Origin of the sequence: Novosphingobium sp. (genome assembly GCF_032093395.1) — a bacterium.
Classification (GTDB): domain Bacteria; phylum Pseudomonadota; class Alphaproteobacteria; order Sphingomonadales; family Sphingomonadaceae; genus Novosphingobium.
Map to the genome: position 1 here is coordinate 1 of NZ_DAMDBA010000107.1, position 13,780 is coordinate 13,780.

Consider the following 13,780-nt stretch of genomic DNA (forward strand, 5'->3'; position numbering starts at 1 on the left):
GTTGATGAGGCCCGGCATGATCATCAGGTCGGTGATCGAGCGCACGCCCTGCTGAAGCACTTCGTCGGCAAGCTGGAAGGCTTCCTTGAAAGTGGTTTCCGCCTTGGCGACCAGGAACAGGTTCTGGTTCGGAATGACGATCAGGGTATCGACGTGCTTCTGCAGTTCCTCGATGCCCGAATCCGCCGAACGCATGCGGCGCGTACCTTCGAACATGAAGGGCTTGGAAACCACGCCCACCGTCAGCACGCCCTTGGCGCGCGCGGCCTGTGCGATGATCGGTGCCGCGCCCGTGCCGGTGCCGCCGCCCATGCCGGCGGCGATGAAGACCATGTGGACGCCGTCGAGCAGGCGTTCGATCTCCTCGATCGTCTCTTCCGCCGCGGCACGGCCCACTTCCGGACGCGCACCGGCACCAAGACCCTGCGTGATTTCGGGGCCGAGCTGGATGCGGGTTTCGGCGATCGCGTTGTTGAGCGCCTGCGCGTCGGTATTGGCGACGACGAAGTCCACGCCCTCTATCTGGGCCTGGATCATGTTGGCGATAGCGTTGCCGCCTGCGCCACCTACGCCGATGACGACAATGCGCGGACGAAGCTCTTCGATCGCCGGCGGTCCGATGTTGATGCTCATTTCGATCTCCTGGCAGGCACGTGCGCGAAGAAATTTACCTTGACTAGCCTGATTGCACGGCTGCCTCCGTCAAGGCAAAGCGCATGGGCTTGTTGTCCACAGGCGAAACCGCCAATTCCAGCCAATCGCGGCGTTCGCGTCGCAGGAATTGCACGACTGGGCAAAGTGATCAAAAGTATTCCCTCAGCGCTCTATAGACGCGGTTGACCACGCCCAACCCGCTGTAACTGACTGTACCTTGGCGGTTCTTGCCGAACGTGCGAATGTCGATGGGGTCTGCCGCCGCGTAGAGGACCAGGCCTGCCAGCGTGGAAAAGCCCGGTTTCACGTGGGCTTCGGCAAGCCCCGAGAGATGCGGCACCCGGCCGATGCGCACCGGCTTGCCAAGCGCGGCCTGCGCATAGTCCGCCAGGCCCACCAGTTCCGCGCCGCCTCCGGTAAAGACCACCTGCTTGCCGCGCTGGGCATTGAAGCGCATCAGCTTGAGCGCCTTGTTGATTTCTTCCATCAGGATGCCGAGCTGGCCGGTGATCACGCCGATCAACTCGGCACGGGGAATGCGGTTCTTGTCATCGGCATGGCGTGCGATCGGACCAGTGCCTTCCTCGCCCGGCGCATTGACGGGGATCATTTCGCGGTGATCGTGCGGACTGGCGATGGCCGAGCCGTTCACGCACTTGAGGCGTTCGGCCTGGAAGCGCCGGATGCCGAAAGCCGAAGCGACCGCGTCGGTAATGTCGGCCGAACCCATCGGAATCGAGATCATGTCGATCAGCAGCCCATGCGAATAGACCGCGACATTCGTGACTTCCGCGCCGAATTCGACAAGCGCGACGCCCAGGTCGCGCTCCTCGGGCGAAAGACAGGCCTGCCCCGCCGCAATGGGAGAACCGACCACGGCCTCGACCTCGAGATGCGCGCATTGCACGGCTTCGGTCAGGTTGCGGATCGGCGCGCCATCAGCCAGCACGATGTGGATATCGACGCCGAGCCGCTCGGCATGGAGCCCGGTCGGGTTGCCTACGCCATGGGCGCCGTCCAGGCGATATTGCGCGGGCTGCGCGTGCAGCACCATGCGGCCGTCCGGCTGGATCACTTCCCGCGCCGAGATCAGCAGCTGGTCGATGTCCTCCTGTTCGATGCGGCGCCCGCCGATCTCCGCATCGAACTGGTCGATACGGCTGGCGAGCCCTGCCCCCGAACATCCGATCCAGACCTTGGACACGCTGGTATCGGCCATCTTCTCGGCCCGGTCGATCGCATCGCGCACGGCGTAAGTGGCCGCTGCCATGTCGGTCACGTAGCCGCGCTTGATGCCCTGGCTGGCGCGATGGCCGGAGCCGAGCACGATCATGTCGCCCATCTCCGACATGCCCGCGACGATCGCGGAGATGCGGAACGATCCGATGTTTACCGCGCCGAAAACGCGGGTGATGCGTGGCGGCGCCATTACTGCTCCTCCGCCGCGACGGTCGCGCTCGCTTCGACACCGGTATGCGGCACTGCCCCCGCCTTCATCGCCAATTCCTGTCCTTCGCCGTCCGGCACCCGCAAGTAGATCCGGTCCTTCGCCCGCATGTCGATCGCGGTCGCCTTCCCGCCGATCAGCCGATTGGTGCCGTCCAGCCGCGCGAACGTGACCAGCGCGCCGGCCGATTCCGTATCGCCTTCGGGCAGCGCAAGAACCTGTCCGGTCTGGAACGTCAGATTCCAGCGACGGTTGCCGATCCATTCGGCTTCCTGCACTTTCGGCTGAAGCGCCGGCGCGGCTTCCAGCAAGTGGCCAAGCTGCGTCACCTGCTGGCCCGCCCCCGGACCGGAAACGATCAGCTTGCCCTTGGCATCCTTGCGGGCGATCGCTTCCAGTTCCTGCCCGGTTTCGTCGATCAGCACGAAGCGGTCGGCCTTGCGCAGAACGGCATGCGGCTCGCGCTCGACGATGTCGATCACCAGAGTGTCGGGAAGCTGCCGCGAGACGCGTGCGTCCTTGACCCACGACAGCCCCATCAGTTCGCCACGCAGACCGTCGAGATCGACCTGGGTCATCGCCCGGTCGCGCTCTGCCAGGGCTTTTTCGTAGACTTTCAGCTCGTTGAGGTTCTTCACCCCGCGCACTTCGACGCGCTTGACCTCGAACCCGGCATCGGCGGCAACTTGCGCGAACTGCTTGCCCGCCAGCATCGGCACGCCCGCCGCATTGGCCACGACCCAGACGAGCAACCCCGCGCCGCCGAGGATGGCGACGAGAAATATCTTGTGAAGCTGCTCCTCGGTAAAGGGCAGCCAGCTCATCACCGTATCGACGGCGGTGCCGCTGGTCGCCTTGGCCTGGCGCACCTTCGCCTTGGTGTTCTGGGCCGCCGCGGCCTTTCGCGCTGTCTTCGGCTTGCGCCGGATCGTCTGGCTCATTTGCCCCCCTTGGCGACCTTTCCAGCGTCGGCCAGCGCTTCCGCAATTATAGCTTCCACGAGATCGGGGTACTCCATGCCGCAGGCGCGCGCCTGTTCGGGCACGAGGCTGAGCGGGGTCATGCCCGGCTGGGTGTTGACCTCCAGCAGGAACAGGCCTTCGATGCCCTGCGTGTCATCCCAGCGGAAGTCGGCGCGGCTGGTGCCCTTGCAGCCCAGCAACTGGTGGGAGCGCAGGGCCAGATCCTTGCAGGCCGCCGCAATCTCGTCGGGGATGTCGGCCGGGCAGACGTGTTCGGTCATGCCGTCGGTGTACTTGGCGTCGAAGTCGTAGAAGCCGGACTTCGGCTTGAGTTCGGTGACCAGGAGCGCACGGTCTCCGATCACGGCAGTGGTGAGTTCGCGCCCGCGAATGAAGGGCTCGGCCAGCAGGCGGTCGAATTCCTGCCACGGGCCCTTGGCATCGGCCGCAATGGGATTGCCGTAGTTGCCTTCGTCGGTGACGATGGCGACGCCGACCGACGATCCCTCGTTGACGGGCTTCAGCACATAGGGACGCGGCAGCGGATCGCGCTCGTGGATCGTGGCGCTTTCGACGATGCGGCCGCCGGGCATGGGAATGCCGTGCGGGACCAGCGCCTGCTTGGTCAGTTCCTTGTCGATGGCGATCACCGAAGTGGCGAGGCCCGAATGGGTGTACGTGAGGCCCATCAGGTCCATCATGCCCTGCACCGTTCCGTCCTCGCCCGGCGCGCCGTGGAGCGCGTTGAACACGACGTCAGGCTTCGCCTCCGACAGACGCAGCGCGACATCGCGGTCTATGTCGATGCGGGTGACCTTGTGGCCCTTGGACTCGAGCGCCTTGGCCACGCCTTCGCCGCTCATCAGCGAGACCGGCCGTTCGCTCGACCAACCGCCCATCAGGACCGCGACGTGGAGTTTGGGAAGGCTCACTTGTTTGACTCACTCTTGCTGTCAGCAGGCTTGCCCACCCGCTGGATTTCCCATTCGAGCGTGACGCCCGACTTTTCCTTGACCCGGCGGCGCACTTCCTCGCCCAGAGCCTCGATATCGCTGCTGGTCGCGTCGGCGACGTTGAGCAGGAAGTTGGTGTGCTTTTCGCTCACTTGCGCGCCGCCCAGCGTCAGGCCGCGGCAACCGGCTTCATCCACGAGTTGCCAGGCCTTGTGGCCCTCGGGATTCTTGAAGGTCGAGCCGCCGGTCTTGCTGCGCAGCGGCTGGCTGGCCTCGCGGCTGGCGGAAATGCGGTCCATCTCGGCCTGGATCGCCTCCGGTTCCCCGGCGCGCCCCTTGAAGCGTGCGGCGACGACCACGGCGCCTTCCGGCAGCTGCGAATGGCGATAGGTATAGCCAAGATCGGCATTACCCAGCGTCACCAGCGATCCGTCGCGCAGCACCACGTCGCAGTCGATCAGGATATCCTTGACCTCGCCGCCATAGGCGCCGCCGTTCATGCGCACGAAACCGCCGACGGTGCCGGGGATCGAGCGCAGGAATTCGACCCCGGCAATGCCGTTGTCGCGCGCAGTCGAGGAGACGAGAATGCCGCTGGCCCCGCCGCCGCATTCCAGCGTGACGTCATCGGCGCGGGTGACTTTCGCGAAAGCCTTGCCCAAGCGGATCACCACGCCCGGAACGCCGCCGTCGCGCACGATCATGTTCGAGCCGAGGCCGAGCGCCATGACCGGAACCGAGGGATCGAGATCGCGCAGGAAGCCTTGCAGGTCCGCCAGGTCCTTCGGCTCGAACAGCCACTCGGCCGCCCCGCCCGACTTGAACCAGACGAGCGGCGCCAGCGGCGCATCGGCCTTCAGCTTGCCGGAGACCTGCGGAAGATGCGCGGTTTCGCTCAAGCAGCCCTCCGCTTGACGATCGCGTCGGCCAGCCCCGCTGCCCACTTGGTGATGTCGCCCGCGCCGAGGCAGACCACCATGTCGCCCGGCTGGATCGAGGTCGCCAACACGTCAGCCAGTGCGTCCGGCCCGGCCACGACTTGCGCCGAGCGGTGGCCACGCGCCTTCATGCCCGAGACCATGTGCTCGGAATCGATGCCTTCGATCGGCTGCTCGCCCGCTGCGTAGACCGGGGCGGCATAGACCACGTCGGCATCGTTGAAGGCGCCTTCGAAGTCTTCCATGTGATCGCGCAGGCGCGTGAAGCGATGGGGCTGGACCACGGCGATGACGCGATTGCGCACGCCTTCGCGCGCGGCGGCGAGCACGGCGCGGATTTCGACCGGGTGGTGGCCGTAGTCGTCGATCACTGTCACGACGCCGTCCTCGACTTCGACTTCACCGACTTTGGTGAACCGGCGCTTCACGCCGCCGAACTTCGAGAAGCCGGTCTGGATGCAGTCGTCCGAACAGCCCATTTCCACCGCGACGCCCACGGCGGCGAGCGCGTTCTGGACGTTGTGACGGCCCGGCATGGGCAGTTCGATGCCTTCGATCCGGCGGAACGAGCCGTCGCGCTGGCGCAGGGCCACGTCGAAACGATTGCCGCCGGGGATCGGGGTGACGTTCTCGCCGCGAATGTCGGCCTGGGCCGAGAAGCCATAGGTCACCACGCGGCGGTCGCGCACCTTGGGGATCACTGCCTGCACTTCGGGATGGTCGATGCAGAGCATCGCCGCGCCGTAGAAGGGCACGTTTTCGATGAATTCGACGAAGGCGTCCTTCACCTTGTCGAACGAGCCGTAGTGGTCGAGGTGTTCGGGATCGATATTGGTGACGACGGCGATGGTACCGTCGAGGCGCAGGAACGAGCCGTCGCTCTCGTCGGCTTCCACCACCATCCAGTCCGAGGCGCCGAGGCGCGCGTTCGAACCGTAGGAATTGATGATGCCGCCGTTGATGACGGTGGGATCGACCCCGCCCGCATCGAGCAGCGCCGCGACCATCGAGGTCGTGGTGGTCTTGCCGTGGGTGCCGGCCACGGCCACGGTGTTCTTGAGGCGCATCAGCTCGGCCAGCATCTCGGCGCGGCGCACCACGGGAATGCGATTTTCCAGCGCGTAGACGACTTCGGGGTTGTCGCGCTTCACGGCGGTCGAGGTGACGACCACGGCCACGCCTTCGACGTTTTCCGCCGACTGGCCGATCATGACCTTGATCCCGCGCCCGCGCAGGCCCTCGACCACGTAACCTTCGGCAATGTCGGAGCCCTGCACCGAATAGCCGAGGTTGTGCATCACTTCGGCGATGCCGGACATGCCGATGCCGCCGATGCCGACGAAGTGGATCGTGCCGATGTCGGTGCCGACGCCCCTCACTGCGCGGACTCCTTCGCGAGCTTGCTCTTGGCGAGCGCCTCGCCGCCCTTGGCGGGCATGGCCTTCTCCATGCGGATCACGTCCATGATCGGCGCGGCGCCGAAGCTTTCCACGAGATCTGCGAGATCGCTGGCGGCATTGGGATAACCGCAGTTCCACGAGGCGTGGGCGGCATTGGCAAGGGTTTCGGGATGCTGGGCCATGGCCTGTATCTGTTTCGCGAGCGTGGTCGCGGTGAAGCTTTCCTGACGGATCGCACGGGCGCCGCCCGCAGCGACGATCTCGCGCGTGTTGGCGGCCTGGTGGTCGTCGGTGGCGATCGGCAGCGGGACCAGGATCGCGGGACGACCCACTGCCGTAAGTTCCGCGATGGTAGAGGCCCCGGAGCGGCCGATGAAGAGATGCGCACCGGCAAGACGCTCGGCCATGTCCTCGAAATAGGTCGCGAGTTCGGCCGGGATACCGTGCCCGGCATAGCGGGCGCGCACCGCCTCGATATCCTCGGGGCGGCACTGCTGGATCACCTGGAGCCGCGAGCGCAGCGCCGGGGGCAGCATGGCAAGGCCGTCGGGCACGACTTCGGACAGCACGCGCGCGCCCTGGCTGCCACCAGTGACGAGGATGCGCAGCAGGCTGTCGTCGGTAAACTCAGGGAACGGCGCGTCCCGCAGCGCGAGGACTTCGTCCCGCACCGGATTGCCGACCAGCGTGACTTTGTCCGCAAACTTGGGATCGAGCCGGTCGACGTCCGCGAACGCGGTGGCGATGGCGTTTACCTTGCCCGCGAAATAGCGGTTCACCCGGCCGAGAACCGAGTTCTGCTCGTGCAGGATCGCCGGGATTTTTGCGGAGTTCGCCGCCAGCATCGTGGGCAGCGCGGGATAGCCGCCGAAACCGACCACGGCCGTCGGCTCGAAGCTTTCGAACAGGCGCAGCGCCATGGCGCGACCGGACAGGATGCCCTTCAGGCCCTTGAGCCAATTCAGCGGGTTCTTTCCTGCGATGCGGCCCTGCGGCAGGACATGCGCGGGCAGATAGTCGGGCTTGCCGGGGATCGCCGCGCCGCGCTCATCGGTGATGAGAGCCACGTGATGGCCACGCCGGTCCAGTTCGGCGGCAAGCGCGAAGGCGGGAATGAGGTGCCCGCCCGTCCCGCCCGCAGCGAGAACGTAATGACGGCTTACCAAGCCTTTTACGGCCGAACTCATGAAGAAAAGTCTCCAACGGCGCGAAGCGAGAACTTCTCGCGCTTGATGAACGGATTGCGGCGCGTGATCGCCAGCAGCAGGCCCACGGTCATGCACATGGCGACCGTGGAGGAACCGCCGTAGCTGATCAACGGCAGTGTCATGCCCTTGGACGGGAAGAGCTGGAGGTTGACCAAGATGTTGATGAACGCCTGCCCGCCGAACTGCGAAGCGATGCCGGACGCGGCGAGCACGGTAAAGAGGTCTTCCTCCTCCACCAGGCGCAGCATGACCCGCGTCAGCAGGGCGAGGTAGATCATGACGATGATCATGCAGGCGATCAGGCCGAATTCTTCGCCGATCACGGAGAAGATGTAGTCCGTATGCGCCTCGGGCAGCGCCATCTTGCGGCCACCCATCCAGAACCCCTGCCCGAACCATCCGCCGTTCAACAGGGTCCGCTGGGCGAGGTCCACCTGGTCGAAGGCATTGCCGCCCGAGAGGAACGAGTCGATGCGATTTCGGCCGTTATCGTATGTGAAATACATCAGGACGATGCCCGCAACGCCCAGCCCCGCGAACATGCCGATGCGCTTCAGGGGAATGCCTGCCAGCAGGATCATCACGAAGAACGTGCCGGAAAACAGCATCGTCGAGCCGAAGTCCGGCTGCGCCATCAGCAGGGCGCCGAGCAGGCCCATCAGGCAGAAGCAGATCGCCACCACCGGGATGTGCGGGTCGCGCGCGCGCCACGAGAGAATCCAGGCAAGCAGGATCGGGAAGCCGGAACCCAGAAACTGGGACGGCTGGATGGAGATACCCAGCTTCAGCCAGCGCCGCGCGCCGTTTACCTCCGAACCGATCACCGGCACCAGCACCAGCCCCACCAGCATGAGCCCGGCGATCAGGATGCCCACGCGGCGCGCGCTGTCCTTCGAAAGGCTGGACGCCCAGAACATCGCGCAAAGGCCCACGAACTGCCAACGCAAGTGCAGCCAGAAGAAATGCAGCTGCGAAAGCTTCTCGTGGGCGGTGGAAAGGCGACGGGCGCTTGCGGGCGAGCCGGCGGCGACGGCCACGGCCCCTATTCCCATGAGGATCAGGACGATCGCCAGCACGGGGCGGTCGATCTCCTGCCACCAGATCGCCAGCTGGCCGCGACGGTTGCGGTTGTAGCGGACGTTGGCAGTCTGGGCTCCGGGCGCGGCAGTGGCCATCAGTGCTTCACCCCGTCTTCGGGTGCGCCATGCCCGTCCTGTAGTTCAAGCAGCGCCTCGACGATCTGGCGGAAGGCCAGGCCGCGCGCTTCATAATCGCGGAACTGGTCGAAGCTGGCGCAGGCAGGCGAGAGCATGATGACGTCGCCAGGCTTGGCGCGGGCCATCGCCTCGCGAATGGCTTCGGCCATCATCTCGCTGCGGTTCACTTCGGTATAAGGCGCGAGGATTTCGGCGAAGCGCGCGCCGGCATCGCCGATCGTGTAGGCGGCGGCCACATTGCCGAAGAACGGGACGCATTCGTCCAGATTGTCACCCTTGGGAAGACCGCCGAGAATCCAGTGGATGCGCGGCTCGGGATCGGGCGGAAACGCGGCCAGGGCAGGCGCGGTGGAGGCCGGGTTCGTCGCCTTGCTGTCGTTGATGTAGAGCACGCCGTTCGCTTCGGCCACGCGCTCCATGCGGTGCGGCAAGCCGCTGAAGGTGCGCAGCGCGGGCTGCCATTGCGCAGCGGGAATGCCCAGAGCTTCGACGATGGCCACGGCCACGGCGGCATTCTGGAGATTGTGCGGGCCCTGCAACGAAGGCCAGTCTTTCTGGAACGATACCAGATTCTGCCCATCCACCCGGCGCACGACGCCGGGCGCGCGGCGCAGTTCTTCGGTTTCGGCGATGTCGCCCGTCTCGCGGTCTCCGGTGCCGAACACGGCGGGATGTGCGGCGTCCTGCATCGAAAACAGGCGCGCCTTCGACAGGGCATAGGCCTCGAAACCGTCGTACCGGTCGAGGTGATCGGGCGTGACATTGAGCAGCGCTGCCACGTCGCAGTCGAGGCTGCGGGTCAGATCGATCTGATAGCTCGACAGTTCCAGAACATAGACGCCGCCTTCCGGCAGCGGATCTTCGCCCAGCACCGGCACGCCGATATTGCCGCCGACGCGGGTAGGCACCCCGGCGCTTTCCAGCAGATGGCAGACCAGCGATGTCGTGGTGGACTTGCCGTTGGTGCCGGTGATGCCGACCACGCGATGCGCGGGCAGGCTTTCACGGGCGAGCGCGAAAAGCTCGATATCGCCGATCACGGGCACGTCGTGGCGGCGCGCGGCTTCGGCGATCGGGTGCTTGTTGAGCGGAACCCCCGGCGAGACGACCACGCCGTCATAGCCCGTCAGGTCGGCGGTGACGGGATCGCCGAGCTCCACGCTCTCCTTGTCGCTGCGAGCGCAGAAGGCCTGACGCGGCTCTTCCCGCGAATCCCAGACCATGACGTGAGCGCCGCTGGCCAGCAGCGTCTCGACCGCAGTGAGGCCGGAACGGGCCAGCCCCAGCACCGCGTAGCGTTTTCCGGCAAAGACGGGGGAGACGATCAAGGCCCGGCGCCCCTTATCGCAGCTTCAGCGTGGACAGGCCGACGACGGCCAGCACGATCGAGATGATCCAGAAGCGGATCACGACAGTCGATTCCTTCCAGCCCTTCTGCTCGAAGTGGTGGTGGATCGGCGCCATGCGGAACACGCGGCGGCCGGTGCGCTTGAACCAGAAGACCTGGATGATCACCGAGGCCGCTTCCAGCACGAAGAGGCCGCCGACGATGGCCAGCACGATCTCGTGATGCGCGGCCACCGCGATGGCACCGAGTGCACCGCCTAGGGCAAGACTGCCGGTATCGCCCATGAAGACGGCCGCGGGCGGCGCGTTGAACCACAGGAAGGCCAGACAGGCGCCGATGATCCCGGCGCAGAACACGGCCAGTTCACCCGCGCGCGGCACATGCGGAATGCCGAGGTAGTTGGCATAGTCTACGCGGCCGGCCAGATAGCAGATGATAGCGAAAGTGCCCGCGGCGATGATCACCGGCATCGTCGCCAGCCCGTCCAGCCCATCGGTGAGGTTCACCGCGTTGCCCGCACCCACGATCACGAAGGCCGCGAAGACGTAATAGAACGGACCTAGCGGGATGTAACGCCCTGAGAGGAACGGCACGTAGAGGTTGGTATTGAGCTGGCTGACGATGATGTACGAGGCGATGCCCGCCACCACGAATTCCAGCGCAAGGCGCAGCCTGCTGGAAAGCCCGGCGGTGCTGCGCTTTGCGACTTTGTCGTAATCGTCCAGGAAGCCGATGATGCCGAAGCCCACCGTCACGGCCACGCAGGCCCAGACGAAGGGGTTGGTCACGTCCATGAACAGGATCATGGAACTGACCAGCGCCGTCAGGATCATGAGGCCGCCCATCGTGGGGGTGCCGCGCTTGGCAAGGTGGCTCTGCGGGCCGTCCTCGCGGATCGGCTGGCCCTTGCCCTGGCGCACGCGCAGCATGTTGATGAAGCGCGGACCGATCAACAGGCCAAGGCCCAGCGCCGTCATCAGCGCCGCGCCCGAACGGAACGTCTGGTAGCGGAAGAGGTTGGACAGTCCCTCGTAGTGGAACCAATCTGCGATGAGATACAGCATCTTGCGGGGTTGCCCCCTACCCTTCCTGTTTGTCGAGCGCGTTCACCAGGGAAGCCAGGCCTACCGAATTGGAGCCCTTCACGAGGATGACGTCATCCCGTTCGAGGCCGAATTCGCGCAGTGCGTCGAGAGCTTCCCGCACGCTCAGGCAATGCGCGAAGGGCACCGTCTTGCCAAGCGGAAGAGTAGCGGATTTCCCCAGTTCGCCTGAATGTCGGCCCTCTTCAAGGGCCTGCGCCAAGGCCTCCGCAAGCGGGGCCATCTCCTCGCCCACCAGCACGGCGAAATCGACGCCCGCCTCGCGGATCGGACCAGCCAGTCCGGCGTGATAATCGGGGCCGTGGCTGCCCAATTCCTTCATGGCACCGAGCACCGCGATCCGGCGATGCGCCGGGGTTCGGCCAAGCTGCTCCAGCGTCGCGCGCATGGAGGCGGGATTGGCATTGTAGCTTTCGTCAATCAGCAGCGCTTTTCCTTGGGCGGGGCGGCGGCCGTCAACGTCGGGCTCCCCACCCGGAACGTCGATCTGAAGCCGCGCGCCCCGGCCCGGCAGCCCGCCCATTTCGGCGAGCGCCACGCCTGCGGCGCCGAGGTCTCCCTTCACCCCGCGCACCGCGGCCATAACCGCAAGGGAATTGATCACATGATGTTCGCCGGGCGCGGCGACGGTGTAGCAGACCCGCCGGTCGCCCATGTCGATCGTCACCAGCGAGCCGCCGCCGATCGCCGGAACCGCGTCGAGCAGGCGCACATCGGCGTCACGCGCCTTGCCGAACGAGACGACTTGCGCACCTGCGGCGAGCGCGGCCTCCTTCAGGCGGTTGAAATAGGCACTATCGGCCGGGATCACCGCAGTGCCGCCCGCTTCCAGACCTTCGAAGATCTCGGCCTTGGCGTCGGCAATGGCCTCCATCGAGCCAAGCATCTCGATGTGGGCGGGCGCGATGGTGGTGATTACGGCCACGTTCGGACGCACCTGCCGGGTCAGCGCGGCGATCTCGCCCGCATGGTTCATGCCCATCTCGAAGATGCCGAAACGCGCGCGGGCGGGCATCCGTGCGAGACTGAGCGGCACGCCGACATGATTGTTGTAGCTCTTGACCGAGCGGTGCGCGTCTCCCCGGCTGCCACGGTCGAGCGCGTCGAAGATCGCTTCCTTCACGCCGGTCTTGCCCACCGAGCCGGTAACGCCGATGATCGGGCCGCGCGCGCGCTCTCGCGCCGCCGCGCCCAGTCGCTCCAGCGCTTCGGTGGTATCGGTGACGAGGATGTGCGGGCCATCCACCGGGCGGTCTGCCACGACTGCCGCCGCGCCCTTGGCGAAAGCGCCCTCGACGAAACGATGGCCGTCCATCGTCTCGCCTTTGAGCGCGAAGAACAGGTCGCCCGGCTGAACGTCGCGGCTATCGATCTCGACGCCGGAAACCGCGAACTCGCTGCTGGCCTCGCCCTTCATCACCCGCGCGAGCGTGGCGGAATCCCAGAGCGCGGGAGGCCACGGGGCAAGCTGGTTTTCCTCGGCCACATCGACGGGCCATTCGAGGATCCGGGCTACAGCATTCATCGCACTACCTTCCCTGCGGACCAGACATTTCCCTGGCCACGGTGACGTCGTCGAATGGCAGGACGCGCACTGCATCGCCGCTGCCGATGATCTGCCCCTGTTCATGCCCCTTGCCGGCGATGAGGACGATGTCCCCGCGTCCGGCCTCCGCGATCGCCGCGCCGATTGCCTCGCGCCTATCGCCGATTTCCCGCGCCTCCTTGCCCATTCCGGCAAGGATCATGGCGCGAATTTCCGCCGGGTCTTCGCCGCGCGGGTTGTCGTCGGTGACGATCGCCACGTCCGCGCCCTCGCTTGCCACCCGGCCCATTTCCGGCCGCTTGCCCTGGTCGCGGTCACCGCCCGCGCCGAACACGACGATCAGGCGCCCTTCCACATGCGGACGAAGCGCCGCGATGGCCGCCTCCAACGCATCGGGCGTATGCGCATAGTCGACATAGACCGGCGCGCCTACCGAAGAAATCGCCGCGCGCTCAAGCCGCCCGCGCACGGTGACGAGCCGCTTCAGCGCATCGAACGTCTGGTGCGCGCCACCGCCGCTGGCCAAGACGAGCCCCGCCGCGACCAGCGAATTGGCCGCCTGGTAGGCCCCGATCAGCGGAAGCTCGAGCACGTAGGATTTCCCATCGTGCTCGAGCTCCAGCTTCTGGCCGAGTCCGCCCGGCTTGCGACCCGAGAGGCGGATGCTGGTGCCCTTGGCACCCACGGTGAACGTCTTGAGCCCGCGCTGTTCGGCATGGGCAATGGCTTTTTCGGACCAGGGATCGTCGGCCCAGATCACGGCGGTGCCGCCTTCGACGACGACTTCGTCGAACAGGCGCATCTTCGCCGCGAAATAGTCGTCCATGTCGGCATGGTAATCGAGGTGGTCGCGCGAGAGGTTGGTGAAGGCGCCTGCCGAGACGCGCGGCCCTTCGATGCGGAACTGCGACAGGCCGTGGCTCGAAGCCTCGTAGGCGACATGGGTCACGCCCTCGCGGGCAAGGCCGGTGAGATTGGCGAGGAAGGTCACGATATCCGGCGTG

General features: G+C 66.0%; 12 protein-coding genes. All 12 read right to left on the reverse strand.

Annotated elements, in window-relative coordinates:
* The coding region (locus RT424_RS22215) for a cell division protein FtsZ (protein WP_313442680.1) at positions 1-633 on the reverse strand (633 nt) is incomplete at its 3' end.
* 169 nt (positions 634-802) lie between these two features.
* A complete protein-coding gene (gene ftsA / locus RT424_RS22220; protein ID WP_313442683.1) occupies positions 803-2,083 on the reverse strand; it encodes a cell division protein FtsA in 1,281 nt (426 codons plus the stop codon).
* Complete coding sequence (locus tag RT424_RS22225; protein WP_313442685.1) at positions 2,083-3,042, reverse strand: cell division protein FtsQ/DivIB; 960 nt, start codon at positions 3,040-3,042, stop codon at positions 2,083-2,085. Before RT424_RS22225 ends, ftsA begins: the two co-directional genes overlap by 1 nt.
* A complete protein-coding gene (locus tag RT424_RS22230) occupies positions 3,039-3,995 on the reverse strand; it encodes a D-alanine--D-alanine ligase (protein ID WP_313442687.1) in 957 nt (318 codons plus the stop codon). The genes RT424_RS22225 and RT424_RS22230 overlap by 4 nt, the downstream gene beginning before the upstream one ends.
* The gene (gene murB / locus RT424_RS22235) at positions 3,992-4,915 is read right to left on the reverse strand and encodes a UDP-N-acetylmuramate dehydrogenase (protein WP_313442689.1); all 924 of its coding nucleotides are present in this window, start codon (positions 4,913-4,915) and stop codon (positions 3,992-3,994) included. The genes RT424_RS22230 and murB overlap by 4 nt, the downstream gene beginning before the upstream one ends.
* Positions 4,912-6,333 carry a UDP-N-acetylmuramate--L-alanine ligase gene (murC, locus tag RT424_RS22240; RefSeq protein ID WP_313442691.1) on the reverse strand — a complete coding sequence of 474 codons (1,422 nt, stop codon included), beginning with the start codon at positions 6,331-6,333 and terminating at the stop codon, positions 4,912-4,914. Before murC ends, murB begins: the two co-directional genes overlap by 4 nt.
* Entirely contained in the window at positions 6,330-7,541 is a 1,212-nt protein-coding gene (gene murG / locus RT424_RS22245; protein ID WP_313442693.1) for an undecaprenyldiphospho-muramoylpentapeptide beta-N-acetylglucosaminyltransferase, read from the reverse strand. Before murG ends, murC begins: the two co-directional genes overlap by 4 nt.
* Entirely contained in the window at positions 7,538-8,737 is a 1,200-nt protein-coding gene (locus RT424_RS22250; RefSeq protein ID WP_313442695.1) for a putative peptidoglycan glycosyltransferase FtsW, read from the reverse strand. The genes murG and RT424_RS22250 overlap by 4 nt, the downstream gene beginning before the upstream one ends.
* Positions 8,737-10,107: a UDP-N-acetylmuramoyl-L-alanine--D-glutamate ligase gene (gene murD / locus RT424_RS22255; protein WP_313442697.1), complete on the reverse strand. Its 1,371-nt coding sequence runs from the start codon at positions 10,105-10,107 to the stop codon at positions 8,737-8,739. Before murD ends, RT424_RS22250 begins: the two co-directional genes overlap by 1 nt.
* A gap of 13 nt (positions 10,108-10,120) precedes the next feature.
* Positions 10,121-11,191, reverse strand: coding sequence for a phospho-N-acetylmuramoyl-pentapeptide-transferase (gene mraY, locus RT424_RS22260; protein ID WP_313442699.1), 1,071 nt, complete (start codon positions 11,189-11,191; stop codon positions 10,121-10,123).
* Between the two features lie 16 nt (positions 11,192-11,207).
* Positions 11,208-12,755, reverse strand: a complete 1,548-nt coding sequence (gene murF / locus RT424_RS22265) for a UDP-N-acetylmuramoyl-tripeptide--D-alanyl-D-alanine ligase (protein WP_313442701.1) — start codon at positions 12,753-12,755, stop codon at positions 11,208-11,210.
* Positions 12,756-12,759: 4 nt separating this feature from the next.
* A partial coding sequence (locus tag RT424_RS22270; RefSeq protein ID WP_313442703.1) for a UDP-N-acetylmuramoyl-L-alanyl-D-glutamate--2,6-diaminopimelate ligase occupies positions 12,760-13,780 on the reverse strand: 1,021 nt, incomplete at its 5' end.

Bases quoted from the DNA above. Each gene is read 5' to 3' on its own strand.
- mraY (WP_313442699.1), bottom strand. From the start codon at position 11,191: ATGCTGTATCTCATCGCAGATTGGTTCCACTACGAGGGACTGTCCAAC.
- RT424_RS22250 (WP_313442695.1), bottom strand. From the start codon at position 8,737: ATGGCCACTGCCGCGCCCGGAGCCCAGACTGCCAACGTCCGCTACAAC.
- ftsA (WP_313442683.1), bottom strand. From the start codon at position 2,083: ATGGCGCCGCCACGCATCACCCGCGTTTTCGGCGCGGTAAACATCGGA.
- RT424_RS22225 (WP_313442685.1), bottom strand. From the start codon at position 3,042: ATGAGCCAGACGATCCGGCGCAAGCCGAAGACAGCGCGAAAGGCCGCG.
- murG (WP_313442693.1), bottom strand. From the start codon at position 7,541: ATGAGTTCGGCCGTAAAAGGCTTGGTAAGCCGTCATTACGTTCTCGCT.
- murF (WP_313442701.1), bottom strand. From the start codon at position 12,755: ATGAATGCTGTAGCCCGGATCCTCGAATGGCCCGTCGATGTGGCCGAG.